This is a genomic window from Oceanisphaera sp. W20_SRM_FM3, assembly GCF_052119705.1.
Taxonomy (GTDB): Bacteria; Pseudomonadota; Gammaproteobacteria; order Enterobacterales; family Aeromonadaceae; genus Oceanimonas.
In genome coordinates this window covers 130,588-157,246 of sequence record NZ_JBGQOP010000004.1, presented here as the reverse complement: position 1 = coordinate 157,246, position 26,659 = coordinate 130,588, and the positions used below count along the sequence as shown (strand labels likewise).

The following is a 26,659-nucleotide window of genomic DNA, read 5'->3' as shown; positions in this document are numbered from 1 at the left end:
GTAACTCGTCACTCATCAACAATAGCCGAGCCTAATGACCCATTATGATGTGGTAATTAACGGCGGCGGTATGGCAGGGGCCGTACTGGCGTTAGGTTTAAGTAAGCTTAACCGTGCCGACGGCCAGCCGCTGCGCATCGCCGTGATTGAGCACGCCAGCCCCAGTCTTGACCTGCATCCGGGGTTTGATGCTCGCAGCATAGCGTTGGCCGCGCACAGCCGTGAATTACTGACGCAGTTAGGCTTGTGGTCGTTAGTGGCGGATTTGGCCACCCCCATCAGCGCTATTCAAGTGACCGATCAAGGCCATATTGGTCAGCTCAATTTGAGCGCCGCCGATTATGCTCTGCCTGCACTGGGCTATGTGGTGGAGCTGTATCCGGTGGGCCTGCGTTTTTATCAGCAGCTGCAGCATAATCCCCATATCGACTTAGTGTGCCCAGCACAGATTGACTCCTGGCAACAAGCGTTCACTCAGGTGCAAATCCGCCTGCTTGATGGCCGCGAATTCACCACTGAGCTCTTGGTCGGTGCCGATGGCAGTCAGTCTGTGATTGCCGCTCAGCTGAAATTAGAACGTCGCCACTTTGATTATCAGCAAAGTGCCATTATTGCTAACGTGCAAACCCAGCTGCCTCATCAAGGTCGCGCCTTTGAGCGCTTTACGCGCCAAGGTCCGCTGGCCTTATTGCCAATGAGTGCCGGGCGCAGCTCTTTGGTGTGGTGTGTGGCACCTAAGCGCGCGGCTGAGCTGATGCGCTTGGACGAGCACGCTTTTCTCAGTGCCTTGCAGCAAGAGCTGGGTTATCGATTAGGTAAGCTCACCCGTAGCGGTGAGCGTAGCTGTTACCCGCTGCATCTCAATGAGGTACGCCGCCCTTGGCATCATAGAGTGGTGCTGGTGGGCAATGCGGCGCATTTATTACATCCCATTGCCGGACAAGGCTTTAATCTCGGTTTGCGCGACGTAGCTGCCTTAATAGACACCTTAGGCCACGCTTTGGCGCAAGGTGATCCCGCCTGCGATCTGGGCGCCCATACTGTGCTCAGTGATTATGGTCAGTCGCGATTAGCCGACCAAACTGAGCTAGTCGGCAATACCTCAGCCTTGGCGCTGGTATTTTCCAATGCGGACCCCCTATTGGCGATGGGGCGTAATCTGGGGCTGATGACAATAGCAGCCTGCACTTTCTTAAAAAGTAAACTGGCCTGGCGGGCCATGGGCAAGAGGTAGCGGATGCAAGCAACTGATGTGATCATTATTGGCGGTGGCATTGTGGGCTTAACGCAGGCTTTGGCATTAGAGCATAGTGGCTTAAAGGTCGCTGTGATAGAAAGCCACTTTCCTGATGAGTCCTTATCGGATATTCCAGATAATCGCGTGAGCGCCATCAATTTGGCCTCACAAACCCTGATCACGCGTCTGCAAGCCTGGCCTAACTCCACTCGCTTAGGTCCTTATACCAGCATGCAAGTATGGGAAGCGGACAGCCGAGCGCAGATCGAATTTTCAGCTAAGTTGCTGCATCAACCGCACTTGGGGCACATAGTGGAAAATCGCTTATTGCAACTGAGCCTATTGGCGCGTGTGCGGCAGAGCCCGCACATTGAACTGCACACGGCTCGCGCCAGTACCGTATCTGTGGGTGAGCAGGGCGTATTCGTGTTACTCGATAATGGTCTGCCCATCACAGCTCGCTTATTGGTGGGTGCCGATGGCGCCCGCTCCTGGGTACGTGACCAGTTACAGCCCGCCATGGTGGAGTGGGATTACGACCACAGTGCTTTGGTGGCCACCTTGCAGACGACTGAGCCTCATCAGCAAACCGCACGGCAAATATTTCGTGGCAAGGACATAGTGGCATTTTTGCCTTTGGCCAATGCCCACCAATGCTCCTTGGTATGGTCATGCCCCCCCGAGCAGGCCGCCGCGCGTTTGGCGTTATCAGATACTGATTTTAATGAAGCGGTGGCTCATGCCTTTGATTTTCGTCTCGGCCCTTGCCAAGTGCTGGGCCCAAGAATGGCCATTCCATTGAAAGCGCGTTATAGCCAGCAGTTTTGCGGCCCACGCTGGGTATTAATTGGTGATGCGGCACACACCATACATCCCCTCGCGGGCCAAGGCGTAAACTTAGGCCTGCAAGATGCGGCAGCCTTGGCTCAAACCTTGACGCAATTACAGCAACAGGGGCGAGACATAGGCGCGCTTCATGAGCTGCGTGCCTTTGAGCGTTGGCGCAAAGCCGAGGCGGTCACTATGCTGGCAGCCATGGAGGGATTGAAACGATTATTTGGTACTGCGAATCCAGTGTTACGAGGCTTGCGTGGTTTAGGGCTTAACTTAACGGATAAGTTCACGCCATTAAAGCGCCAATTAGCCGCTCACGCGCTGGGCACTAATGGCTTACAGCCTCAGTTGTCGAAACAAGAGCTATCGAAACAATAGTTATCAAAACAAGCGCTATCGCGGCCAGATTTTAACTGTTCGGCCTCTCAGCCTGAGTCGTACCGCTAATCATTTTCGCGAGCTTGTTTATGCCATCGCTAGGCCAGAACTGATGTTAGAACCTATGTCTGAGCCTATGTTAGAGCCTATGTTAGACAACTGGATGAGCCACACCGCTGTGATGCGCTGCTATGCAGAAGTGATACACAGCAGGTGTTATCCTAGGCAGCTGTTTTCTTCTACACTGGTCGACAGTATAGCTATAGCTATAGCTAAAGCATGAATATCGGGCTTATCGCTGTGCGGCATCAGGTTTATTGTGAGTGTTGGGTCTGCGGTTGAGAATGTTGAAGATCAGTGAATGTTGCTTTCGTGAGGCCTGAGCGCATTAGGCTTACGTATTTTAAGTTTAAATATCAGCATGAAGAGGAAATCTGAGATGAGCAATATCCCCAGCGAATTGAAATACGCCCCTACCCATGAATGGGTGCGCGTCGAAGAAAATGGCGAGGCTGTGATTGGCATTACTGAACACGCCCAAGACTTGTTGGGTGATATGGTGTTTGTTGAGCTTCCCGAAATGGGCCGCTATTTAGACGCCAGTGAAGAGTGTGCTGTGGTGGAGTCCGTGAAGGCCGCTTCCGATATTTATGCGCCGGTCAGCGGCGAGGTGATCGCCATCAACGAAGAATTAGAAGACAACCCTGAGCTGGTTAATTCAGATCCTTACGGCGATGGTTGGCTGTTTCGCGTCAAGCTGAATGATGAGTCCGACTTAACCGAGTTGCTCAGCGCCGCCGACTATCAAGACGCCATAGACGAAGAATAAAACACCCGCCTCCAGACATGGGGGCTTTTTTACTCAGTCAGCATTGCCTTTCAAACGTCACGCCTTCTTTTGTTTGTTCGAACCTCAGTCTAAGTCAACCTTGGTGGCGCCTAATTTGGGCGTACACATCGCCAGTAATTGCCGAATAATCTTGGTGTAAATACGCTTTTGTGCTGGAATGACTAGATGTTTATGAGTCTGGTATTTATGAGTCCGGTATTGATAAACCCAATATTTATAAGTCCATTGTTATTCAATATCGAATGGCAAGCTCTCTTGAGGTATTCCCGAGTGAAAAAATTTACTGTTTTGACCTGCGCCGCCGTACTCACCGCCCTTGCTACTCCTGCCTGGGCAGACGTATTAGGCGCTAAAGTTGGCGTGGACTATGTCTATTCTGATTTGGACGTGAATGGCTTTTCAGCCGTTAATGACCAAGATAACTACCATGCTTATGCGGCTCTTGAGCATTTTGTGCCCTTGCTCCCTAACGCCTTAGTCGAGTATGCGACTCATGGCTCTAGTACTGTAGGTTTCGATCAATTCTCTGCCACCGGCTACTACGAGTTATTGGATAATAGCCTGCTGTCACTGGACTTAGGCGTGGGTTATAGCCGCTACTCAGATATTCAAGTAGGCAGTAATGTGAGCAGCCAAAACAGCCCACACGCTTATGTGGCGACTGAGGTGTTGCTGCCAGTGGCTAACCTCTCTGTGTTTGCGGACGCCAAAGTATTTGGTTTGCAAGATGTGGAGGGGGAAGAAGTTCGAGCAGGTATACGTTGGGCGCTAGAGTTACCAGTAGAGCTGGGCGTGCGCGCCGGCTACACCATGAGCAATGTGACCTTCGATAATGCCTTAGCAAACAATGACCTAAAATTTGAATCCGATGGTTGGATGCTAGGTCTAGACGCCCGCTTCTAAGCACTCTATCTTTATGTAGCGCATTATATTTATATGAACCTTGACCAAGGGCTTGCTAAACAAGCCCTTTTTCTTTTATTTGCTTAAGACAGAAACAGTCATAGTTAATGCACTTATTTTCTTAACGAGCTGGCTAATAGCGCCGTTAGTGGATAAGGTAAATGAGCGACAATCGATATTAACACTGATTTTCTTTTCACCATCAGGAGGCCCTATGAGCCAGAAATATGAAGCAAAAAAAGCAGTATTAATGGATGACGTAAAACAGGTGCTTAAAGATGCCGAAGCTCTGTACAAGGCAGCCGTTGATGATGGCACTCAGGAAGGTAAAGCATTAAAAGAAAAATTAAAGTCACAGCTCGCTAAGGCCCAACAGCAATATGCGGAACTTGAAGGCACCGTGTTAGATCGAACTCGTCAAGCAGCCGCCACTACCAACGACTTGATCTATGAAAAACCCTATCACGCCATGGGCGTTGCCGCCTTAGTTGGGTTGGTATTAGGTGCCTTTTTAAGCCGTTGCGGCCGTTAATTAATAGCCTCACTGCCATCAAGTCGGCGCTTAGTATATGTCGCCGACTTTATTAGTTAATAAAAATTACGTAATACAGCCTTGCTCGCGCTTAGATGACATTTATCTCGCCATCTAAGCCATATTAAATAAAGGCTATGCAAAGGATGGTGTCTTGATGAGTGGCCAAATCAATTCCTTAAAGGAGCTATTACATACCATTAGCGAGCTGTTGTTCGTGCGCTTTAATTTAGCTCGCATTGAATTCGTTGCTCAAAAAGAGCGTATGGTGCGCTTAGGCATATTAGCATTAATGTCAGTTATGCTATTTTTTATGTCTTATGTTAGTTTGCTATTTGGTTTAAATGTTATTTTAAGTGCACAGATCAAAGTCTGGGTGTTTTTCTCGTTATCTGCCGTTCTCTTCTTAGTCATGCTGGGCATATTTTGGTCTATAGGTCAAAACCTAGCTGGGCAACGACGATTTTTTGCACAAACGCTCCATGAGCTACAAGAAGATGTTGCTTATGTTCAAGGTAAAAAGACCATGGCCGATTGGTCTTTAAAGGAGTAGGCCATGCATAAATCTCTGCGCGATGAGCAACAATTATTGCAACTTAAAGCCGAAGCCTTGCGCTTAAAGTTGCTAAGCAATCAGCTGCGCCGGCAACAAGAATCGTCTGATCACGATATTTGGGGCTTGGTCAGCCAGTTACCTAAGGCCGGTTTAGTGTGGCGTTTAGCCAATATGCCGAAAAAAGTGCGCAATAAATTTATCTTGGGTGCAGGTTTATTAGCGCTACTTTATTTACGTTTTTAAATAAAAGTAGCGCCGTACACTCACTCTGCATCGTCTCTTACTGTTAGCTACGATAATCGCCAATGTCGGGTCTGCGGCTTGGGCCATGCAATGCCACATCTACTGGATGAAAGGCTTTAATGGCCTCAAAACAAAAATCGCCCACGGCTTTGTGCAAGGCTTGTGGGTCATGGTTGGTGATAATAATTACACTCTTGCCGAGATTACGACGGCGACGTAACAAGTGACCTAAAAAGCTGGATTGACTTTCAGCAAGCCGTGCTCGGTTAGCGGCCACTTCATCTAAGATCAATAAGTCTACCTCTTCCAGTGCCCGCCGATAGAGGTTACGGCTTTCTTGGTCTTCTATCACCCCAAAAAATAATCTGTCCACCACTGACGCCCATTGCTGAAAAATAACCGATTTTTGATGCTGGTAAATCAGCTCATGGGCGATGGCGCCAGCTAAAGTGGATTTGCCCGTGCCAAAATCACCGTAGATTAAGATGGCGGCACCCCCTTTTTCTTGCCAATGATCGAAGGCATTAATAAAGTGATGCGCCATGTCGATGTGATGACCCAGCACAGGATCTTCGCGATCCATGTTGGCAAACACCCACTCAGTATTAAGATCCGCTTGGGCTAATAAACGCTCGGTACGCTTTTGTTTGGCTTGCGCTTGGGCTTGCTGCACATCTTTATTGGCCTGCAGCTCATACTGGCGTTTTAATTCCAAGTAGTCATAACTGGGCAAAGTGCCGCTGGCGCGCCTTTGCTGTAATTGGCTAAGCACTTGTCGGGTATCACCTTTAACTGCCGTGGGCGACAAGTCTTTTTCCGGTCTGGGCCGACGGCGCTTACGGGCAATTTCGTTCAGGTCGGCGGCAATTTCTTCAGCGGTTTTTTTCATTAGACTCGCAGTCTCCCGGATTAGTCGCGTTGAGGCGCTGGGCCTCTGCCATCATTTGTTGAGCCCGTTTACTGGGGCCCGTCTCAATTTTTGTGGGTAGCTGTTGGTAGCTGCTCTCGCTTGAGGGTGCAGGCGTGCGTTTAATGCTGCGCTGGTTTTTTAACTTACGCACTAATTTCAGCATCCATTGGTGCTGGTTTTCAAACACTTCTGGCCGGCCCAGCCAATAGGCAATAAATTCCCCTAACTCTATTTCATCTAGGCTGCTGTCCAGTAGCCCACATAAGCGGGCTAAACCGGCAAATTGTTGATCTGGCCGCCAGTCTGCATGCATGGCAAATTGGCGTGACGGTAGGGGAGCTAGACCTTGTAGATGCTTGAGAGGCAATGAAAATACGGCACCATGAAAATGTTGCGGATGCGGATTATGTTGCAAGCTCAGCAAGCCCACCGCCATTAACTCCTCCACTAAGCCACTGAGCGTCGCTGGCGTCACTCGGTAGCTATATTCGCCTTTGCCTTGTACCGTTAATGCCTTGCCCAGTAAAGGATAATCGAGAGGCTGCGTCTTATCGCCCAACGCCTGATGTTGCAGGTAGAGCTGATATAAGCTGCGCGCTGGGTGGGATAAGGTGGGGGATGTGAGCGCTTGGTATTCTGCCGGAGTCATAGTGCCACTCTTACCAAAAAATGTACCAAATAAAATGGATTAACGATGATATAAAAATTGCACGCTTTTCGTATAGCGAGCCCGAGTATAACTCATAACAGCTGTGCAATATTGGGCTGTTTTATGGCGTGGTGGTTATTTTATGATTTAAATGCGCCGGTATTTTTGTCGGTGAATAGTCTGTGTATAAGATCTAAGTGCACAGCTAATGTAAGAGCGGCGGAAAATTTAGGGTTATGATGTTTGTTAAGTCAGCAGTATTAGCTATAACGGTATTACGCAGCCAGTCTTACGCCTCATTCAGCTTCCTGATTACCCACAAAGATCAGCCATGTTTCAGTGAGTTCAGCACCAATTAATTCAATAGGTTACAGGGAGGTGCCGCCTCTTCGGTAAAGAATATGAGGCTCAGTTTGGTGTTTTGACCTTGTAGGGGCCAATTTATTCGGCCCGGTTTGGTGTTTTGGTCTAAATCTAAACCTCAGTAACAGCCAGCAAAGCTGGCCAGCCGAATAAATTGGCTGCTACAAAGAACAAACCGCAACAGGGTGCATTATGGCTGAGGTTCATACGTAATCAGGTTCAGCTTTGACTGGCTGCGCTAACTCGCAAGTTGTTAGAATTTAAGTTGTTTTAAGTAATGACTTAAGTCTTCGCCTATCTCACTGTGACGTAAGCCGTACTCAATGTTAGCCATCATTAGCCCTAATTTATTGCCGCAGTCATGACTCTTACCCGTGATGTGATGAGCAGCCACTGGCTCTTGCTCCATCAGCATGGCAATGGTATCAGTCAATTGAATTTCATCGCCTTTGCCCAAGGGGGTTTTGCTTAACAGTGGCCAAATATCTGCAGATAGCACATAACGGCCAACCACGGCTAAATTGGACGGTGCCTCGTCGCGATTGGGTTTTTCAATCATGGCTTGAATCGCCGCCGACTCGCCATGCGCCAATGGAGAGTCACCAATATCGACAATACCAAACTGATCCACTTGCTGGGGGGCTACTGGCTCCACCAAAATCTGACTGTGTCCGGTATCACTAAAGGCTTGGATCATGGCGGCCAAGTTATCTTTGGCTAAATCGCAGCTGGCATCATCAATCAAAACATCGGGCAGTAAAATAGCAAAAGGCGCATCGCCCACTAACGGTCGCGCGCACAAAATAGCATGGCCCAAGCCCTTAGCTTCGCCTTGGCGAACGTGCATTATGGTCACATCGGGCGGACAAATACGTTTTACTTCCTCCAAAAGCTGGCGTTTTACGCGCTTTTCCAGTGTGGCTTCTAATTCAAAACTGGTATCAAAATGGTTTTCGATAGAATTTTTACTGGCGTGTGTTACCAGAATGATTTCTTTAATGCCCGCGCGTACCGCTTCATTGACCACATATTGGATTAACGGCTTGTCTACCACCGGCAGCATTTCTTTTGGAATGGCTTTGGTGGCCGGCAGCATACGCGTGCCAAGGCCTGCCACAGGGATCACGGCTTTACGGATCGCTCTGGGTTGTTCATTTTTAATCGGAGTGGGGATATATGGTGTATTTTTGGGCGGACGGGAAGGCATGGGCACCATCTAATATAATATAAGGGAACGCATGATAACCAATTGCGGCCCTCTCCACCAGATGAGAGGGCCAAGACAGTCTGTGCATGGCAGTGTGTCTTTTTTAATACCAATACGGTCATGCTGTTTTATTGACCGAGCGTTTAATTGCTGAGTAGATGGCGATTCTTTTCGATGGTGGCAGGTCCTATGCCACTCACTTTGGTTAAGTCTTCAACCGATGCAAAAGGGCCGTTTTGTTCTCGGTAAGCTATGATAGACGCCGCTTTATTGGCACCTATGCCACTGAGCAGAGTGAGTTGTTCTGCGGTGGCAGTATTGATATTAATACTGGTGACCACGGCGCTGGGACTCGCTTGTGCTTGGCTGCTGGCGGATTTTGATGCTGTTGCTTTAGGCGGGCTCGCACTCTGTGATGATTGGGCGAAAGTGGGGCTGGATAGGGCTAATAAGCTCATGAGTATACTGGCTGCTAGTGTTTTGTTCATGTTCATCACTCCTTGATGAAGTTAGTGTTATTTGTCCTTTGGACACCTTGAAGCCTTGTCTATAAATCCAGATTTGGCCAATAAATGAGCTGCAAGGTGGGGCTAAACAAAAGTCAGCAACAAGATAAATCGATGAATTATGGGCTAGCTACAGTAGTTAAACACTGAGTAAGGTGGTAACTGTAAAACAAAAAACCGGCCTAAGCCGGTTTTGCAAGAGTACAGATGGTTAACAAACGATAAGTTAAGGCAGTACTTTCTTGAACGGTTTTACGATAACAGAGGCATACACACCCGCCGCCACATAGGGGTCTGCATCCGCCCAGGCTTGGGCGACGTCCAGTGAGCTAAACTCGGCAATGACGGTACTGCCGGTAAAGCCTGCATCTGCTGGGTCTTCCGCATCTATGGCGGGATTAGGGCCTGCCACCAGTAAACGACCTTCAGCGGCGAGGGCTTGCAAACGACCTAAGTGCGCAGGGCGAGCACTTTGACGCAGCGCTAAACTGTTGGGATTGTCCTGAGCAAAAATCACATACCACATAAAGCGTCCTTATCTTGTTTGATTGCATGATTTGCATGAGCGTGAAACAGGCTATATGCAGCCTGATAATGGGAGTTAAGACTAAATTTGTGGTTTGTTTTCTAGCGCTTGCTGCTGGCGGTACAAGTAAATGGCGGTGGCAAAGGTAAACAGCAGTGTCATGCCAAGCAGCCCAAACACCTTAAAGTTAACCCATACTTCTTGGGGCATATTGAAGGCCACATAGACGTTGAGCCCGCCACAGATGACAAAAAATAGCGCCCAAGCAACATTCGCTTTATCCCAAATGGCATCGGGCAGCGTCATTTCTTTGCCGAGCATTTGCTTGATCAGATTTTTCTGGAAGCCATAGCGACTCACCAGTAAGCCGATGGCAAACAGCGCGTTCACGGCGGTGACTTTCCATTTGATGAAAGCATCGTCTTGAAAAAACATGGTCAAGCCGCCAAAAAACAGCACCAAGACTAAGGTGATCAGATGCATCTTTTCTAATTTTTTATTTTTAATCCAAAACACCAGCATTTGAATACAGGTTGCGGCCATCAAGGCGCCGGTTGCCGCATAGATATCGACGGTTTTGTAGACCACAAAGAAGATGATCAGAGGCAGAAATTCAGCGAGCTGTTTCATAAGACAGTAATCCAAGCAACAAATATGCGCTTAGTTTACCCACAGCCGGCACGGCTGGCAAAACATTGCGCATTTGCCGTGAGCAAACAGGCTGTGGGTGAGAGATTGCCCACGAGTTTGTGCTCTACAATCAGCTCAGCCCGCGGATATTAACTACGCCGCACTTTCAATATTCATACCAAGACCCACATCAAGATAAACATTAACCTCAGGCTAAGGCTTGGCTACTGTCTCTGACAATTAATTCGGGGGTGAGGGTAAGTACCCGCCTTGAACTGTCCGGGTTTTTGATGCGAGTGAGCAGGGTGTCCACGGCCAGGGCGCCCATGCCGGCCTTGGGCTGCTCGACGCTGGTGAGCGCCGGCACCAGATAATGCGCCAGTTCGATATTGTCGTAGCCGACAATCGACATTTGCTCAGGCACATTTATCCCTGCATCGGCCAGGGCGCGCAAGGCCCCCATGGCCATCATGTCGTTGGCAATAAACACCGCCGTGGGTTGTTCGGGCAAACTCAGCAGGGCGTTCATGGCGCTGTTGCCACCGGCCAGCTCAAAGTCACCTTCACAGATCCACTCATCTCGCACCGTTAACCCGGCATAGTTCATGGCGGCTTTAAAGCCCGCCAGTCGCTCGTCTGCTGCCCGTTTGCCTCCAGGGCCGGTAATGCAGCCAATATGGCGATGACCAAGAGCAATTAAATGCTCGGTAGCCAATTGACCACCTAATTGCCCCCCGTCCTGAATAATATCCGCGACTATGTCTTGGGGTCCCCAGTCGGCCAGTACCAGCGGAATATTGGGGTAGCGATCAAAGATGCCGGCTCCCAATTCAAGCTGGGTGCACATTAAAATAATGCCGTCGACCCGCTTTTGCAGCAGCATTTCCATGTTGCTGTTCAAGCGCGCCTTGTCATCCTGGGTATTGCACAGCGCCAGGCTGTAACCCAGCTCGAAACAGCGCTGCTCTACTCCTTGTACCACTTCGGCAAAGAAGGGATTGGCACTGCTGGTCACCAGCATGCCGAGGGTGCGGGTTTCATTGACCTTCAGACTGCGCGCCAAGGCAGAGGGCGCATAGTGCAGATCCTGAATGGCCCGCTCTACCCGCAGGGTGATTTCCGGGCTGACAAAACGGGTTTTATTCAGCACATGGCTGACCGTAGAGGTGGACACCTGAGCCTCGCGGGCCACATCTTTAATGGTGGCCATTATTTGTTTTTACGCATTAGTGAGCGTCCAGCAAAGCCTGAATGTCGGCCAGATAAGGAATGGAGGTTTGTGCCCCATGGCGGGTAACCGACAAGGCCGCTGCCGCTTGGGCGAAGCGTACTGCTGTCATCAATGGCTGACTTTGCTGCAGGGCCGCCAGCAGGGCGCCATTAAAGGTATCGCCCGCCGCCGTGGTATCAATGGCATTCACCTTGAAGCCCGATATTAACTGGCCGGGCGTACCCTGTTCGCTTAGCCAGACGCCTCTTGCCCCCAGGGTGATGATCACGGTGTTGATGCCCTTGGCATGCAGTGCAGCCGCGGCCTGAGCGGCGGCTGCGTCATCACTTACCACTATGCCGGTCAGCCGTTCGGCTTCGGTTTCGTTTGGTGTGATCATGTCCACCAGTGACAACAGCGTATCGGGCAAGGTTTGTGCCGGTGCCGGGTTGAGTACCACCCTGGCGCCCTGTGCCTTGGCCTGAGTGGCGGCGGCAATATTGGTCTCTAGGGGAATCTCCAGCTGCAGCAACAGCTGTTCGCAGGCAAGTCCGCCACCATGGCGCTGCAGCTGCTTAGGCGTTAGCCGAGCGTTGGCGCCGGCGGCCAGCGAGATGGTGTTTTCACCCTCGTCATTTACCTGGATCAATGCCACGCCGGTATTCACGCCGCTTATCGCCTCGATAGCTTGAGTATCGATGCCGTCGGCAACAAAGCCTTCAACCAGCGTACTGGCCAGCGCATCGTCACCCACGCAGGCAATAAAGTGCGTTTGGGCACCGGCACGCGCCGCCGCTACCGCCTGATTGGCGCCCTTGCCACCAGGCACAATCTGATAATCACTGCCGGTCAGGGTTTCGCCCGGGCGCGGAAACTGCGCCAGGCGGATCACGTGATCGATATTAATACTGCCCACTACGGTTATTGTCATGATGTTGCCTTACTTGCTGATCACTTGCAGTGGCACGGGAATATGCTGCTCTACGGTTTCGCCTTTCAGGATTTTGTCGGCAGTTGCTACGGCAATGGCCCCAATCTGGTCGGGCTGTTGGGCGATGGTGGCCGACAGGCGTCCGCCTTCTACTGCCTTAATGCCGTCCTGGGTGCCATCAAAGCCTACCAGCAGCACGTCTTTTTTATTGGCGGCCTGCAGCGCTCGCAGGGCACCCAGCGCCATTTCGTCGTTCTGGGCAAATACCGCCTGTACGCCGGCATTACCGGCCAGCAGGTTTTCCATCACGTTCAGACCCTTGGTGCGGTCAAAGTCTGCCGGTTGGCTGGCCAGCAGTTCAAAGCCGTGCTTGGCAATCGCCTGCTTGAAGCCTTCACCGCGCTCGCGGGCAGCGCTGGTGCCGGCAATGCCTTCCAGCTGAATGACCTTGGCATTTTCACCCACTTGCTCGGCAATAAAGTCACCGGCCATCAGGCCTCCGGCCACGTTATCGGAGGCAATGTGCGACACCACATCACCGCGGCTGGCGGCGCGATCCAGGGTGAGAACCGGCAGCTTGGCGCGGTTGGCCAGGCGAATGGCATTGGTCACCGCATCGGAGTCGGTGGGGTTAATCAGCAATACCTTGGCACCGCGCACGCTAAGGTCTTCCACGTTCGACAGTTCTTTGGAGGGATCATTTTGCGAGTCCAGCACAATCAGATCGTAACCCAGCTCGGCGGCTTTTTGCTCGGCGCCTTCTTTCATGGTCACAAAGAACGGATTGTTCAGGGTAGAAATCACCAGCGCTAGGGTATCTTTGGCATAGGCGCCGCTACTCATGGTGGCACCGAGCAGGGCAACAGAAAGCAGAGTAGTCAGTTTTTTCATGATGCGTTTCCTTAATAATGGCGAAGCGTTCTTATTGGGGACTGGGGACTGGGGACTGGGGATTAGGGATTAGTGGTTGGAATTCACCAATCACAAATCCCTAACCCCTGCTTTTTCAATTGTTCCGTGGATTCCGTTGCGAGAGATCTTTATCTTTAAGCAAGCCGACCACAGAACCCATCACATTACTTGTGTTTATTGTCGACCAGCACGGCCAGCAGAATAACGGTCGCCTTGGCGATCATCTGGTAATAAGACGACACGTCCAGCAGGTTCAGGGCATTGTTCAAGAAGCCGATAATCAGGGCGCCAATCAGGGTGCCCATAATGGCTCCCTTGCCACCGGCCAGGCTGGTGCCCCCCAATACCACGGCGGCAATGGCGTCCAGCTCGTAGCTGGTACCGGCGGTGGGTTGGGCCGAAGACAGGCGGCTGGTGACGATAATGGCGGCCAGTGCCGACAGCATGCCACAAATGGCATACACGCCCATTTTTACCCGGGCTACATTGATGCCCGACAGGCGAGCGGCAGCCTCGTTGCCACCCACCGCATAAATATAGCGGCCAAAGCGGGTGTGGTTAAGCAGATACCAGGCGCCAAGAAAGGTCATGGCCATTAACCATACCGGCACCGGAATGCCAAACACATAGCCGGTACCAAACCAGGCAAACACATCTCCAGCATCGGTAAAGCCGGTGGAAATGGGGCGACCTTCGGTATATACCATGGTCACGCCACGCAGCAGGGTCATGGTCACCAGGGTGGCAATAAAGGCCTGCACTCGGCCTTTCGCCACAATCAGGCCACTGAAGCTACCCAGAACAAAGCCTGCCAGCAACACCGCCGGCAGGGTGATGAAAATGGACAATTCCATCGACACCATGCTGGCGGCAAAGGCCCCGCATAATGCCAGCACAGATCCCACACTCAAATCGATGCCGGCGGTGAGGATCACCAGGGTCATGCCCACGGCAATAATGGCGTTCACCGAGGTCTGGCGCAAAATATTGAGCAGGTTGTCGACGGTAAAAAAGTTCGGGTTCAGGGCCGACACCACGGCAATCAGCACCAGCAGGGCGATCAATGATTTTTGGGCAATCAGCCACTCCTTGCTGAACCAGCGGCGGTTATTGGCGGTCGTCATCATGCTTGTTCCTTTTGGTGGGTTTTACCGACGGCCGCGGCCAGCAGTTGTTCTTGAGTTGCGGTGGTGGCGTTAAATTCACCGTTAATACGCCCTTCGTGCATCACCATGATGCGGTCACTCATGCCCAGTACTTCCGGCATATCGGAGGACACCAGAATAATGGCCATACCTTGTTGTTTAAAACGGTTGATCAGCTGATAGATTTCCTTTTTCGCGCCCACATCGACACCGCGGGTCGGTTCATCCAGGATCAGTACCTTGGGACGGGTCATCAGCCCCTTGGCAATGGCGACTTTTTGCTGGTTGCCACCGGACAGGTTACCAATCAGTTGCTCGCGCCCCGGGGTACGGATTTTGAACAGATTAATGAACTCGTCTACCGCGCTGCGCTCGGCATGGTGATCCAGCTGAGGGCCACGGCTGTACTCGGCCAAGGCCGACAGGCTCATGTTGATTTTGACCGAGAGATCCAGAATCAGGCCATCGCCTTTGCGATCTTCCGAAATATAGGCAATGCCGGCGGCCAGTCCTTGCTGGGGATGGGTGGCTGCATAGGGCTTGCCCGACAGCCACACCTTGCCCCCGGTACGCGGCTCGGCACCGTAGAGGGCTTTCACCAGCTCGGTACGTCCGGCGCCCATCAGGCCGGAAAATCCGAGAATTTCACCCTGATGCAAATTGAAGCTCACATCACTGATGCCCAGCGCGCATAACTTCTCGACCTTGAGCACTTCCAACCCCTGCGACACCGCAATTCGCGGATATTGCTCTTCCAGTTTACGGCCGACCATCATCTCAATCAGGCGATCTTCATCAAGGTCGCTTACGGCGGCTTCGGCAATCCATTTGCCATCGCGCAACACGGTCACGCGATCGCAAATATCGAAAATTTCCTGCAACCGATGCGAGATATACACCATGGCGCATCCGTCGGCGCGCAGCTCTTCAATCACGCGAAACAAGGCCTGGGTTTCGGTGTCGGTCAGGGCGTCCGTGGGTTCATCCATAATGATGACATCGGCTTTGAACGACAACGCCTTGGCAATTTCCACCATTTGCTGGGCGCCAATGCTCAAGTCACCCAGTCGGGTGCGGGGAGACTGGCGAATTTGCAGCCGATCAAGCAACACCTGAGCATCGGCATACAGCTGGGTCCAGTTGATTTTGCCAACCGCATTCACCGGCTCTCGGCCAAGAAAAATATTCTCGGCTATGGTCAGCTCATCCAGCAGGTTCAGCTCCTGGTGAATAATGCCAATGCCCGCCTGTTGCGAGTCTCGGGGGCCTTTGAAACGACAGGGCTGACCACGGTAGACAATGCTGCCCGCGTCCGGCTGATAAATACCGGTCAGCACCTTCATCATGGTGGATTTGCCGGCGCCGTTTTCGCCCATCAGCGCCATTACCTGGCCCGGGTACACGTTAAGCCCGGCTTGCTCCAGCGCCTTCACACCGGGAAACGCCTTGTCTATGCCCGTCAGGGACAGTATGGGTTGCATGTTCACCTCAAAAAGGCACGCCGCAGCGCAATATCAGATTGGCGTAAGGGGTGCATTCGCCGGTGCGGACCACGGCTTTGGCCTGCGCGGTATCTTGCTTGAATTGCTCGTGGCTGATATAGCTCACCGCAATGTCTTTACCCTGGGCGATCCCGGCTTCGGTAATACGCGCCAATAACTGCTGATGCAGCTCTGGGCTGGCGGTGGCTATCTCTTGCGCCAAGATGACGCCTTCCAGCTGCAGCTCGGTCAATACGGCGTCAAATACCGGCAGTAGTCCCGGTAATCCCGGGCTCACGGCCAGGTCGATACGCTGGGGGCCTGCAGGTATGGGCAAGCCGGCATCGGCCAGCACTATGTCATCAGTATGGCCGACAGTGGCGACCAGTGCCGATAAATGGCTGTTGAGTAAGGTGGTTTTTTTCACAAAATTCGCCTTGTTTGAGAGTCTTTTGGCTCTAGAAATTTAACCAAATACGACAAGCGAAACGGTTACGCAATCGATTCGATGGCGATTGTAGACAAAAAATCCGTTTTTTGTGTACCTATAATGATAAAAATGAGAACTGGATCAAAAAAGTCAGTCGCACACTTGGTGTATGGCAAAAAAGAGCGCCAGCCAGAGCCAAGATTAGTGGCACAGAGTCGGGATTAGGATAAAAGTAAGGTGCACAGCAAGAGCAGCCAAGGCGACTTAATGTTAAAATAGCGCATTATATCTATTCTGCCACTGAGCTCAGTACAGGTACTTATGCTGCACATCCCTTCCCTCGATTCTGAATTTGCTGCCTTGCTGGCGCCGATCCACGCTTTTTTACGCTGCGAAACTCCTGACGCTTGGCTCGAACAAGCCAAGCGGCCCGAAAACTTAAGCCTCATTTTACGTGACCATTTACTCTGTGAATTAAAAGCCGCGCAAAGTGCCATGTTTTTGCTAAAGCGTTATGCGCTAACACCAGAGGGCATTAATGATATCTCTAAGATGATTGAACCCTATGAGCAGTTTGCTTATACCCGAGTGGGGTGCTTAGAGACCTTGAAGGGCAAGAACGTATTATCAAAGTTAATCAAAGCCCGTCCAGATTGCGCTTATGGGCAAGATATGATTGATAAGATGGTGTTACTGATCAGAGAAGAGCTGCACCATTTCTATCAAGTGCTAGAAATTATTGAAGAAAACCAGATTAAGTACGATCCAATACCTGCTTCACGCTATGCCAAGATGATGCTAAAAAAAGTCAGAACCTTTGAGCCAGAAGCCCTGGTAGATAAGCTTATCGTTTGTGCCTTTATTGAGGCGCGTTCTTGCGAGCGGTTCGCCAAGCTGGCCCCACATCTCCCGCCTAAAATCGGTAAGTTCTATGTCTCATTGCTGCGCTCCGAAGCGCGGCATTACCAAGATTATTTGGCGTTGGCCCAGCAAATCACCGGTCAGGATATTTCAGACCGTGTGGCCTTGTTTCGAGAGCTTGAAGCTGAGTTGATCCAATCTCCGGATGCGGACTTTAAGTTTCACAGCGGTTGCCCGTTATAAGAGCAATGTTAAGTGCCAGCTTATATTTCGGAGTTTGGCACTTTGCACTATTTTTACCTCACACCTTCGTTTCACATCACTGCTCGTTTGGCCGCCAGCGGTATTCGTTGTGGTAGTTTTGCAACAATCTATGGCCTTGCTCGCTTTGCGGATTGTTTAATACTTTTTGGGTGGGGCCGGCTTCAACGACTTGGCCGTCGTGTAATAAAATAACCTGATCGCTGATGTGGCGGACCACGCCTAAATCATTGGCGACAAATACGTAAGACAATCCTAAACGCGTTTGCAGGCTGAGCAACAGATTGATGATTTGCGAGCGCACTGAAATATCCAGATTAGAAATGGCTTCATCGGCCACGATAATATTGGGCGATAAGATCAAAGCTCGCGCTAATGCCACCCGCTGTTTTTGGCCGGTGGAGATCATTTGCGGGTAAAAATGATAGTGATCCGGCAATAAACCCACCATGCGTAATGTATCTAGTACCAGTTCATGGCGCTGAGCTGCATCGAGCGTGGTATTCAGACTAAGTGGCATCTCTAAAATTTTGCCAATATGGCTACGTGGATTGAGCGAGGTATTCGGGTCTTGAAAAATCATGCGCATTAGCTGGCAGCGTTTTTTGTCATCACCAGGCTCAATTTTGTCACCATCGATATAGATATTACCCTGAGTCGGCGGCATTACGCCGGCTAATACTTTGGCCAGCGTGCTTTTGCCGGAGCCGGAGTCGCCCATAATGGCCAACGTTTGGCCACGGTCTAGGGTAAACGACAAGGGATGGAAGGCAAATTTGCTGACTTTGCGAAAAAAACGGCTGTGGGTGACGAAACTGCGGCTAAGATTATCCACCTTCAACAAGGGCACTTGGCTGCCGGTGGTGGGTTTAGGTTGCACTTGATCCATCCAGCTTTGGCTGATGGGTGCGCGCTCTAGCGGGCTTAGGTCGTTAGATGCTTGGCTCATTTCGTCTTAGGCTCCGGCATATTCAGCGGAAAGTGGCAGTAATAACTCTGCCCCTTGTATTTGGCAAGTGGCGGTGTTTGTACGCATTTTTTCTGGGCGTTAGGGCAGCGAGGCCCTAAGCGACAGCCAATGGGCAAGCTTTGTAGGGGCGGTATGGCGCCGGGTAAGGTGTTTAACCGCGCCTTATGAGGCAAGCTGCCATCTAAGTCTGGCATCATCTGTAATAGGGCCGCCGTATAAGGATGGTGCGGTGTGGTAAGCACTTGCTCGCGACTGCCAGACTCCACCGCTTGGCCACAATACATAACGGTAATGTTATTGGTGAGTTGGGCAAAGGCGGTGAGATCGTTACTGATTAATAGGATAGTCGTTCCCGACAGTTTATTTATCCGCTCTAGCTGGCGTAAAATTTGCGCCTGATTAGATGCCTCTAGCGCATTGGTCGGCTCATCGGCAATCAAAAGTCGGGGCTGGTTGGCGATGGCCATGGCAATCATCACCTTCTGACATTCGCCTTCTGATAGCTCAAACGGATAAGCGTTGATCACGGCTCGTGAGTCGCGAATGCCCACCCTGTGTAGTAAAGACAGGGCTTCTTTATAACGCCAGTTCCAATGTTTCCAATGCCAGCGCTGCCACCAAACACCACTTTTACCGGTTTGGCGGTCGGGCATGGCTTCTTTCAGCTGAGCGCCGATTTTTTCTGACGGATCTAAACAGCTAGACGGCTCTTGAAACACCATGGCGATATCTCGGCCCATGATGCGCCGCCGCTCGGCGGGCGCTAGACTCAAGAGGTCGATATTATCAAAGTGCAGGCGATCGGCCGTAACATGCCAAGTCTCTTTAGCAATGCCGACTATGGTTTCTGCCACTAAGCTCTTACCCGATCCCGACTCACCGACTAGCCCCCGTATTTCTCCGTTGCTAAGCGTTAAATTAAATTTATCCACCGCCTTTACCCAGCCTTGGGGCGTCTCAATTTCTATGGTGAGATTGCGAATGTCGAGTAGCGCCATCAGTCCATTACCTCATTAATCGCTTGGCGTAGCCCTTCGCCTACCATGTTTACCACCAACACCGAAGTCAAAATGGCCAAGCCCGGCAAGGCAACCGTCCAAGGCGCGATATAGACCAACTCCATGGCATCGGCCAGCATGGTGCCCCACTCTGGTTTGGGTGGCTGCGCGCCTAACCCTAAAAAACCGACCGCAGTAATATCTAAAATAGCCACAGATAAACCGCGGGTGGTTTGGCTGACGATAGTGTCACTTAAGTTTGGCAGCACCCCATAGCGCAACATGTGCCAGCGGGTGCCGCCATCTAAGCGCAAGGCGGTCAGGTATTCTTTTTGCATCTCGTTCGACACCGCATTGTAGATGGCGCGGGTAAATTGCGGTGTGAGCGCTAAGGTAATGGCAATCAAGGTATTGAGTAGACTGGGCCCTAAAATAGCGACCAAGATAATCGCCAGTAATAAAGAGGGAATCGATAAGAAGGTATCCAGTAAATGATTGAGCAGGCTGGCCCGATAGCCCCTACTCATGCCGGCGATAATACCGATACCCCCGCCCACTAAAAGTGCCACCAATACGCAGAGTACCCCATTGCCAAAGGTGAGGCGGGTGCCATAGATGAGGCGCGATAATAAATCGCGCCCTAAGTCATCTGTGCCTAAAAAAAAGTCGATGTTGCCATTCGCAGCCCAAGAGGGGGGCATCAACAAGGTGTCGCTAAATTGAGCCGTGGCCGTGTATGGCGCGAGCCAAGGAGCGAGCAGGGTTAACAAAGACAACAAGCCTAAGCCCCATAAACCAACCATGGCGAGCATATTGCGCCTAAATACCGCCCACGTTTGCTCTCGGGGAGAGCGTATGTGCACTTCTGGATAAATATTACCCCTGACTGGCATAAATGGCTCTCCTTCTCGCGGGGTATATCAAGGTTGATAGCACCTCTATGGTGGCGCTGGCGACTATGGTGAAGGTCGCGATGGCCAAGGTGCCGCCCTTGATGGCGGCATAATCTTGCAAGGCAATGCTGGTGATCAACCAGCGGCCTAAGCCCGGCCAGTCAAACACCACTTCTGTCATAATGGCCGAGGTCAGCACAGTGCCAAACTGCAAGCCGAGGGTGGGAATGGCCATGGGAAAAGCATTACGCAGGCCGTGGCGTAAAATCACGTAATTTTCGCTTAAGCCTTTGGTGAGTGCGGCGCGAATATAGTTTTGCTTGAGCACGTCTAGCAGCGCACTGCGAATTTGGCGGATCACTTCTGTGGTCGGTACTATGGCGAGCACCAAGGCGGGTAGCACTAAGTGGCTCAGTGCATCAAAAAAGGCCGGCCAGCGATAGGGAGAGTCGGTGAGTAAGGTATCTATGGTCATGATGCCGGTTACCTGCTGGGTATCATAGAGCAAACTCAGCTGGCCAGAGACAGGCAGCCAACCTAAATTAAGTGAAAAAAACGTCACCAGCAGTATGCCTAACCAAAATACAGGTACCGAATAACCGATTAAGGTGCCGGTTAAAATCGTGGCATCTTGCCAGCGATTTAAATGCAGCGCCGCCCAGGTGCCCGCTGGCACACCCACCAGTAACGAGATAATAAAGGCCGCCAAGCACAACTCTAAGGTAGCGGGAAAGTATTGGCCTAATGCCCCCAGTATCGGCAAGCCAGATACACTCGATACCCCAAAGTCACCGGCAGCCAGCTGGCTGATAAACTGGCCATAACCGTCGATAAAGTTAGCCTGCGGCGCACCTTGCAGCTGAAATTCCAGCGCATAGGCGACCAGCGTTAACATCAAGAGCGTGCTGAGCAGTAGCGCGAACCGACGCAATAAATAAAGCAGCATGCTTATTCCTTTTCTGACAGCTGAAAGTTAACGCCGCCGTAAGGCAAGAGTTGCAAGCCAGAGACTGAGCGTCGATAAGACAAGCGCCGTTGACTGTGTGCCAAGGGGATCAAGGCGACATCAAGGTCAGCCAAATATTGTGCCGCCTGGTAATAGGCTTGGCGGTGAGCAAGCTCAGTATCTACGAGCGCTAAGTTTAATTCGGCATCAAAAGCGGAGTTGCACCAACGGCTGGCATTCGTGCCGGCACTAATGGCGCGACAGCTCAGTAAGTTGCGTAATATATTGTCGGGGCTGGGAATATCGGCGGACCAGCCGGTCAATACCGCATCGTGCTGGCCGGTGAGTAATGTGGTGAACAAAATTTGTTCGTCTAAGGCCCGTAGGGTGAGCTTGATGCCTAAGGGAGCTAATTGTTGCTGCAACAATTGGCCCGTTTTTAGGCCATCGGGATTATAAGTACGGGAGCCCGCCGGCATCAAGATCGTCATCTTAACACCCGCACTTAAACCCGCTTCTGCCATTAGTTGGCGTGCCATTGCTAAATTTTGCTCGTAGTCGTGGTGGCGATCAAAGTGGTTTTCCGTCGTTTGCATTTCAGAGGGAAACGCGGGGGGCGTATCTTCTGCCGCCTGAGCTGGCTGCTGCCATAAGGCGGGGGGCAATAGGCTATCGGCTTGGGTTGCGCGGCCAAAGTACACAGCCTGCACTATGTTGTCTTTATTGATCACAAGGCTAATGGCTTTACGTACTCTTATGTCATTAAAAGGTGGTTTTTGAGTGTTGAGCGCTAATACCGAGGTGTTGATGCCGGCGGCGGCACTGAGCGCTAAATCAGTATGGTTTTGGATCACGTCTAGCTGGCTGGCGGCGGGGTTGGCCATGGCATCACATTCACCGGCTAATAATTTGGCTAGGCGCTTGGAAGATCTAGGCGTGATATCAAACACCAATTGATTTAAGTTGCTGCCCGTTTGCCAATAATGAGGATGGCGTAGATAACGAATAAATTCGTCTGGGCGATAAAAACTTAAGAAGAAAGGGCCTGTGCCAATGGGTTTTTGATCTAGCAGTTGTGGCGTGTTGGCGGCCAGTAACTGGGCGCCGTATTCGGCAGATAAGATCACCGCATAATCACTGGCTAAATAATATAAAAAATCCGCATCGGCATAATTAAGCACAAATTCGACTTCATGCTCGTCTATCGCGCGTACCTGCTGAACCAGCTGCGCCCAGTTGATGGCGTTAAAAAAGGGATAACGGCCGCCACTGATTTGATGATAAGGATGTTGGGAGTCGGTAATACGGGTAAAGCTAAACACCACATCGTCGGCGGTTAGCGCCCGAGTTGGGCTAAACCCGTCGGTGTGATGAAAGCGAATATTGGGCTGCAAACGAAAACGGTAGCGCAAGCCATCCTCACTGCGCTGCCACTGGCTGGCTAAGGCGGGGACGACGGCTTGGCTAACGGGGTCTAGCGCCAACAAACGGTCATAGATCTGATGCGCGGTGGCGTCTAGGGTTTCGGTGGAGATAACCAGCTGCGGATTAAAGCTTAACGGACTGCTGGCCGTGCAATATAAGAGGCTATTGTGCGCTAAGTTCGCGTCTTTTTCATTGCACCCAGCCAATAGCAAAGTAGGTAACAGTGCCCAGAGCCATAAACGCATGCTTAATCCTTGTCGTGTCGCCGTTCGTCGTGAGACAGATGTGGGGCATGTTTGCGCAGCAAACCCCGTAGCTGATGATAACTCAAACCTAATAACTCGGCCGCTTGACGTTGTTGATAATGGCTTTGGCTTAAGGCGGCGCGCAGCCAAGCTAATTCTTGTTGTGCCAAGTGTGCCTTTAAGTCCTGTGGCAACACTAATGGGCTGGGGGGACTCTCGACGGCTGAGCCTGCGATTGTCTGTCTAACTTGTACTTGGCTATCTATTACTTGGCCATCCAAAGGGCTAACACGTGTCATGCTAGCGGGTCGCCAAGGCGAGGCAAAGGGATCCAAATACAAGACCGTTAGTGCCTTATCGGCGTGACCTTGGCGATATAAGCTGCGTTCAATGACATTTTTTAGCTCCCGCACATTACCCGGCCAGCCAAAATCCAGTAGATGCTGGCGTACGCGGGCACTGAAACCTGCGAACAGCGGCCAGCCCAGCTCCATACAAAAATTGACCGCAAAATGCTCAGCCAACTGAATAATATCTTGGCCCCGGGCACGCAGGGGCGGCAATGTAATCACATCGAAGGCTAATCTATCAAGCAAATCGGCTCTAAAGTCACCTTTTTCTGCCATTGAGGGTAAGTCTTGATTGCTGGCGCACACCAAACGCACGTCCACGCGCACCGCTTGGCTGCCACCCACGCGCTCGAATTCGCCGTATTCGATAACGCGCAGCAGCTTTTCTTGCAGCCTAAGGCTGGTGCTGGCCAATTCATCTAAGAATAAAGTGCCGCCATTTGCCCGCTCAAAGCGACCTAAGTGGCGTTTTTGCGCACCGGTAAAGGAGCCTACTTCATGGCCAAACAGCTCACTCTCGAGCAAGGTGTCGGCTAAGGTGGCGCAATTTATCGATACAAAAGGCTGCTGCCAACGCTGTGATAAATAATGCAAACGGTGGGCGATAAGCTCCTTGCCCGTGCCGCGCTCACCCACGACCAATACCGGCTTAGTTAACTGCGCCAATTGGTAAGTTTGCTCCAGTATTCCGAGCAGGGCGTTGGATTGGCCGATTAATTCAGGTTTCATAGTTGAAATTTATCGATACATTTTGGTTAATTTATACAGATTTTAGTTAAATTCGCCGAGTTGGTAAATGTAACATAATGCTTAAAATTAAATATCTATATTTATCAATGGTTTATTTGTTGAGTACTGTTGGCATGTAACTTGTATTACCCAAGTAACAAGCGAGGGCAGGCGCGAGTATCAAACTGAGTTTGAGGTTTTTGTGTCATGACCTTGTTTTTATCAATGCCACGCCACGCATTTTGTTACGGGCTGGCAACTACGTATCAATAGGAGCAGTCAATATGAGTGTTTTTTCCCGTTTGGCCGACATAGTCAACGCTAACTTAAATTCTATTCTCGATAAGGCCGAAGATCCGGCAAAAATGGTGCGCTTGATCATTCAAGAGATGGAAGATGAGCTAGTGCGTGAGCGCTCAAATTTAGCGCGTTTTTTAGCCGAGAAAAAAGAAGTATTACGCCACGCAGAACGCCATCAAGAGCGAGTGGCAGAGTGGCAGGGTAAGGCTGAGCTGGCGTTAAGTCGCGATCGTGAAGACTTGGCGCGCGCCGCTTTATTAGAAAAGAGTAAACAACAAGACTTACTCCATGCCCTGCAGCGTGAGCAGCAGGTGGTGAGTGAGAGTATCGATAAGTTGAGTGAAGCCATCAGTGCGCTGGAAGCCAAGTTATTGGATGCTCGTGCTCGCCAGCAGGCTATGCAATTGCGTGAGCGCAGCGCCCAAAGTCGTATTAAGGTACAAGAGCGAGTGCGCGTGAGTGAAACCAGCTCTGCGGTTGATAAGTTTGAACGCATGGAGCGCAAAATTGACGAGTTAGAAGCCAAGGCCGACATCTATACTCAGGCGCAAGGCTTAGACCAATCCTTTGCTGAGCTGGAAGTAGACGATGCCATTAGCCGCGAACTGGAAAAATTAAAAGCTAAAATGTATCCAGCTACTGCGGGTGCCAAAAAGCATGAAAAAACCGTCGCCGATCTGGATAAGGAGCAATAATGTCTGAGCTCATTTATGCCTTATCGGGGCCGCTAAAAATATTTTTATTGCTGGTGGTGCCGATTTGGTTAGTGCTGCATTATCGGGCTAAGCGCTACCTTGATCAGGGACTCGATGAACAGGCAAGGCAGCGTTTAGAGCAAACTCTGGCACAAGCCGAGCAACTCACCGAACGGGTCGCTACCTTAGAGCGGCTGTTAGATCAGGAGGTGCCAAAATGGCGTCAACCTTAATTAATCTGTATCGCGATAAGCGCAATGGCAAATTAGGCGGTGTTTGTGCAGGCATCGCTCGCCACTTTGGCATTGAGCCTTGGCTGGTGCGCGTGCTGGCGGTAACTTGCCTGATTTTTACCAGTTTCTTGACGCTGATCTTCTACATTGCCGCTTGGTTGTTGCTCGATGATAAGCCGACGGATCCTGAGACTCAGTCTAGCCACATTAAAACGGCCGGTTGGCAGTCGGGTTTGTCTGCCGATGAAGCGCTTACCCGCCTAGAAAGCCGCTTACAAAGCCTTAATACGCGGGTGGTCACCATGGAGCGCCTACTGACCTCGGCGGAGTTTAGGGTGCGTCGTGAATTTAATGAGCTGGATAAACAATAAGCAGTACGCTTAACTGAGCGTCTGAGTAACACTCAAACGCACGACTGCTAACCGTGCCCTTGATAGCTCACTGCCACTCTAGTTAGGTGCTAATCTAGCCGATACTAATATAGTTGAGCAACGTGGCACGGCAGGTCTTGGCACGGCACGGCAGAGCATGCTCAACTTATGTGCCATTTTATATTCAACGATAGCCAATGAGGATCACGTAATGAATATCGATAAATTAGTCGGTCAGTTTTTGGGTAATAAATCGGGTAATAACACAGGCTCTAATTCAGGCTTAAATTCGGGATTAGCGCAAGTCAGCCGTTTGGTTAAAGGCGCCGGCTTTGGCCAAGGCGCGGCGGCGGGCGGCATTTTAGGGTTATTAATGGGCAGTAAGAGCGGACGCAATATGGCTGGTGGCTCATTAAAGTACGCGGGCTTAGCCGCCGCGGGTGCCATGGCATTTAAAGCCTATCAAAGTTGGCAACAAAATCAGAGCCCAGCTCAAACACAAGCCGCAACCAGTGCAGATTTACAGGCGCGAGACGCACATCTGGAAAGCCAAGGTATTGAACAGACCTCGTTTCAGCTGTCATTAATGAGCGCCATGATAGCGGCGGCAAAAGCAGACGGTCATATCGACAACGCCGAGCAGGCGCACATATTTTCGCAAGTTGAAGAGATGGGCTTAGCGGCATCAGAAAAGGCCTTGGTGTTTGACATGCTATCGGCAACGCCGTCATTGGCTGACATCGCAAGCCATGCGACCAATACCGAGCAAGCGGCAGAGTTATATCTGGCCTCAAGACTGGTGATAGATCCCGATCAAGCCGTTGAGCGTGCATATTTGGAGGCGTTGGCGCATAAGCTGAACTTACCAGCCGATCTGGTCGCACATCTTGAGCAGCAGGCAGTACAAGGGATTGAGGTATAACGTAAGAGGGGGTAAGACGGTAAAAAA

The 26,659-nt window shown here is 51.1% G+C and carries 30 protein-coding genes; 12 read left to right on the top strand and 18 right to left on the bottom strand.

Annotated elements, in window-relative coordinates:
• The first annotated feature begins 34 nt into the window (after window positions 1–34).
• From ubiH to ACEN2G_RS04000, 7 genes are all read left to right on the top strand, one after another.
• A complete protein-coding gene (gene ubiH, locus ACEN2G_RS04030; RefSeq protein ID WP_442020177.1) occupies window positions 35–1,234 on the top strand; it encodes a 2-octaprenyl-6-methoxyphenyl hydroxylase in 1,200 nt (399 codons plus the stop codon).
• Window positions 1,235–1,237: 3 nt separating this feature from the next.
• Entirely contained in the window at window positions 1,238–2,449 is a 1,212-nt protein-coding gene (locus tag ACEN2G_RS04025; RefSeq protein WP_442020176.1) for an FAD-dependent oxidoreductase, read from the top strand.
• Between the two features lie 439 nt (window positions 2,450–2,888).
• Complete coding sequence (gcvH, locus tag ACEN2G_RS04020; RefSeq protein WP_442020175.1) at window positions 2,889–3,278, top strand: glycine cleavage system protein GcvH; 390 nt, start codon at window positions 2,889–2,891, stop codon at window positions 3,276–3,278.
• A 291-nt stretch (window positions 3,279–3,569) separates the two neighbouring features.
• Entirely contained in the window at window positions 3,570–4,202 is a 633-nt protein-coding gene (locus tag ACEN2G_RS04015; protein ID WP_442020174.1) for a TIGR04219 family outer membrane beta-barrel protein, read from the top strand.
• A gap of 214 nt (window positions 4,203–4,416) precedes the next feature.
• A complete protein-coding gene (locus tag ACEN2G_RS04010; RefSeq protein ID WP_442020173.1) occupies window positions 4,417–4,734 on the top strand; it encodes a DUF883 family protein in 318 nt (105 codons plus the stop codon).
• Window positions 4,735–4,891: 157 nt separating this feature from the next.
• Window positions 4,892–5,287 carry a phage holin family protein gene (locus ACEN2G_RS04005; protein WP_442020172.1) on the top strand — a complete coding sequence of 132 codons (396 nt, stop codon included), beginning with the start codon at window positions 4,892–4,894 and terminating at the stop codon, window positions 5,285–5,287.
• 3 nt (window positions 5,288–5,290) lie between these two features.
• Window positions 5,291–5,533, top strand: coding sequence for a hypothetical protein (locus ACEN2G_RS04000; protein ID WP_442020171.1), 243 nt, complete (start codon window positions 5,291–5,293; stop codon window positions 5,531–5,533).
• 43 nt (window positions 5,534–5,576) lie between these two features.
• Here the strand turns inward: ACEN2G_RS04000 and ACEN2G_RS03995 are convergent, their stop codons facing one another.
• The 12 genes from ACEN2G_RS03995 to rbsD form a co-directional block, all read right to left on the bottom strand.
• A complete protein-coding gene (locus ACEN2G_RS03995) occupies window positions 5,577–6,422 on the bottom strand; it encodes a DnaA ATPase domain-containing protein (protein ID WP_442020170.1) in 846 nt (281 codons plus the stop codon).
• Entirely contained in the window at window positions 6,406–7,092 is a 687-nt protein-coding gene (locus ACEN2G_RS03990) for a DnaT-like ssDNA-binding domain-containing protein (RefSeq protein ID WP_442020169.1), read from the bottom strand. The genes ACEN2G_RS03995 and ACEN2G_RS03990 overlap by 17 nt, the downstream gene beginning before the upstream one ends.
• A gap of 616 nt (window positions 7,093–7,708) precedes the next feature.
• Entirely contained in the window at window positions 7,709–8,662 is a 954-nt protein-coding gene (galU, locus tag ACEN2G_RS03985; protein WP_442020168.1) for a UTP--glucose-1-phosphate uridylyltransferase GalU, read from the bottom strand.
• 143 nt (window positions 8,663–8,805) lie between these two features.
• Window positions 8,806–9,150, bottom strand: coding sequence for a ComEA family DNA-binding protein (locus tag ACEN2G_RS03980; protein ID WP_442020167.1), 345 nt, complete (start codon window positions 9,148–9,150; stop codon window positions 8,806–8,808).
• A 244-nt stretch (window positions 9,151–9,394) separates the two neighbouring features.
• Entirely contained in the window at window positions 9,395–9,694 is a 300-nt protein-coding gene (locus ACEN2G_RS03975) for a YciI family protein (protein ID WP_442020166.1), read from the bottom strand.
• 81 nt (window positions 9,695–9,775) lie between these two features.
• Window positions 9,776–10,324, bottom strand: coding sequence for a septation protein A (locus ACEN2G_RS03970; protein ID WP_442020165.1), 549 nt, complete (start codon window positions 10,322–10,324; stop codon window positions 9,776–9,778).
• A 208-nt stretch (window positions 10,325–10,532) separates the two neighbouring features.
• Window positions 10,533–11,534 (bottom strand): substrate-binding domain-containing protein, encoded by a 1,002-nt coding sequence (locus ACEN2G_RS03965; protein ID WP_442020164.1) that lies wholly within the window; start codon window positions 11,532–11,534, stop codon window positions 10,533–10,535.
• Window positions 11,535–11,550: 16 nt separating this feature from the next.
• Window positions 11,551–12,468, bottom strand: a complete 918-nt coding sequence (rbsK, locus tag ACEN2G_RS03960) for a ribokinase (RefSeq protein ID WP_442020191.1) — start codon at window positions 12,466–12,468, stop codon at window positions 11,551–11,553.
• Between the two features lie 6 nt (window positions 12,469–12,474).
• Window positions 12,475–13,356, bottom strand: a complete 882-nt coding sequence (gene rbsB / locus ACEN2G_RS03955) for a ribose ABC transporter substrate-binding protein RbsB (protein ID WP_442020163.1) — start codon at window positions 13,354–13,356, stop codon at window positions 12,475–12,477.
• A gap of 185 nt (window positions 13,357–13,541) precedes the next feature.
• The gene (gene rbsC / locus ACEN2G_RS03950) at window positions 13,542–14,501 is read right to left on the bottom strand and encodes a ribose ABC transporter permease (RefSeq protein WP_442020190.1); all 960 of its coding nucleotides are present in this window, start codon (window positions 14,499–14,501) and stop codon (window positions 13,542–13,544) included.
• Window positions 14,501–16,003: a ribose ABC transporter ATP-binding protein RbsA gene (gene rbsA, locus ACEN2G_RS03945; RefSeq protein ID WP_442020162.1), complete on the bottom strand. Its 1,503-nt coding sequence runs from the start codon at window positions 16,001–16,003 to the stop codon at window positions 14,501–14,503. Before rbsA ends, rbsC begins: the two co-directional genes overlap by 1 nt.
• A 7-nt stretch (window positions 16,004–16,010) precedes the next feature.
• Window positions 16,011–16,430 carry a D-ribose pyranase gene (gene rbsD / locus ACEN2G_RS03940; protein ID WP_442020161.1) on the bottom strand — a complete coding sequence of 140 codons (420 nt, stop codon included), beginning with the start codon at window positions 16,428–16,430 and terminating at the stop codon, window positions 16,011–16,013.
• A gap of 324 nt (window positions 16,431–16,754) precedes the next feature.
• Here rbsD and miaE point away from each other — a divergent pair, with 324 nt between their 5' ends.
• Window positions 16,755–17,537 (top strand): tRNA isopentenyl-2-thiomethyl-A-37 hydroxylase MiaE, encoded by a 783-nt coding sequence (gene miaE / locus ACEN2G_RS03935; RefSeq protein WP_442020160.1) that lies wholly within the window; start codon window positions 16,755–16,757, stop codon window positions 17,535–17,537.
• Between the two features lie 76 nt (window positions 17,538–17,613).
• Here miaE and ACEN2G_RS03930 read toward each other — a convergent pair whose 3' ends face one another.
• The 6 genes from ACEN2G_RS03930 to pspF are packed head-to-tail and all read right to left on the bottom strand — an operon-like array spanning window position 17,614 to window position 24,111.
• Window positions 17,614–18,444: a peptide ABC transporter ATP-binding protein gene (locus tag ACEN2G_RS03930; protein WP_442020189.1), complete on the bottom strand. Its 831-nt coding sequence runs from the start codon at window positions 18,442–18,444 to the stop codon at window positions 17,614–17,616.
• 56 nt (window positions 18,445–18,500) lie between these two features.
• A complete protein-coding gene (locus tag ACEN2G_RS03925) occupies window positions 18,501–19,523 on the bottom strand; it encodes a peptide ABC transporter ATP-binding protein (RefSeq protein ID WP_442020159.1) in 1,023 nt (340 codons plus the stop codon).
• Window positions 19,523–20,416: an ABC transporter permease subunit gene (locus ACEN2G_RS03920; protein ID WP_442020158.1), complete on the bottom strand. Its 894-nt coding sequence runs from the start codon at window positions 20,414–20,416 to the stop codon at window positions 19,523–19,525. Before ACEN2G_RS03920 ends, ACEN2G_RS03925 begins: the two co-directional genes overlap by 1 nt.
• The gene (locus tag ACEN2G_RS03915; RefSeq protein ID WP_442020157.1) at window positions 20,400–21,362 is read right to left on the bottom strand and encodes an ABC transporter permease; all 963 of its coding nucleotides are present in this window, start codon (window positions 21,360–21,362) and stop codon (window positions 20,400–20,402) included. The genes ACEN2G_RS03920 and ACEN2G_RS03915 overlap by 17 nt, the downstream gene beginning before the upstream one ends.
• A gap of 2 nt (window positions 21,363–21,364) precedes the next feature.
• Window positions 21,365–23,032 carry an ABC transporter substrate-binding protein gene (locus tag ACEN2G_RS03910; RefSeq protein ID WP_442020156.1) on the bottom strand — a complete coding sequence of 556 codons (1,668 nt, stop codon included), beginning with the start codon at window positions 23,030–23,032 and terminating at the stop codon, window positions 21,365–21,367.
• 2 nt (window positions 23,033–23,034) lie between these two features.
• Entirely contained in the window at window positions 23,035–24,111 is a 1,077-nt protein-coding gene (gene pspF / locus ACEN2G_RS03905) for a phage shock protein operon transcriptional activator (RefSeq protein ID WP_442020155.1), read from the bottom strand.
• 284 nt (window positions 24,112–24,395) lie between these two features.
• Here pspF and pspA point away from each other — a divergent pair, with 284 nt between their 5' ends.
• From pspA to ACEN2G_RS03885, 4 genes are all read left to right on the top strand, one after another.
• The gene (gene pspA, locus ACEN2G_RS03900; protein WP_442020154.1) at window positions 24,396–25,106 is read left to right on the top strand and encodes a phage shock protein PspA; all 711 of its coding nucleotides are present in this window, start codon (window positions 24,396–24,398) and stop codon (window positions 25,104–25,106) included.
• The gene (pspB, locus tag ACEN2G_RS03895) at window positions 25,106–25,339 is read left to right on the top strand and encodes an envelope stress response membrane protein PspB (RefSeq protein ID WP_442020153.1); all 234 of its coding nucleotides are present in this window, start codon (window positions 25,106–25,108) and stop codon (window positions 25,337–25,339) included. The genes pspA and pspB overlap by 1 nt, the downstream gene beginning before the upstream one ends.
• Window positions 25,324–25,710, top strand: a complete 387-nt coding sequence (gene pspC, locus ACEN2G_RS03890; protein WP_442020152.1) for an envelope stress response membrane protein PspC — start codon at window positions 25,324–25,326, stop codon at window positions 25,708–25,710. The genes pspB and pspC overlap by 16 nt, the downstream gene beginning before the upstream one ends.
• 211 nt (window positions 25,711–25,921) lie before the next feature.
• Window positions 25,922–26,632 (top strand): tellurite resistance TerB family protein, encoded by a 711-nt coding sequence (locus tag ACEN2G_RS03885; protein ID WP_442020151.1) that lies wholly within the window; start codon window positions 25,922–25,924, stop codon window positions 26,630–26,632.
• Window positions 26,633–26,659 lie beyond the last annotated feature (27 nt).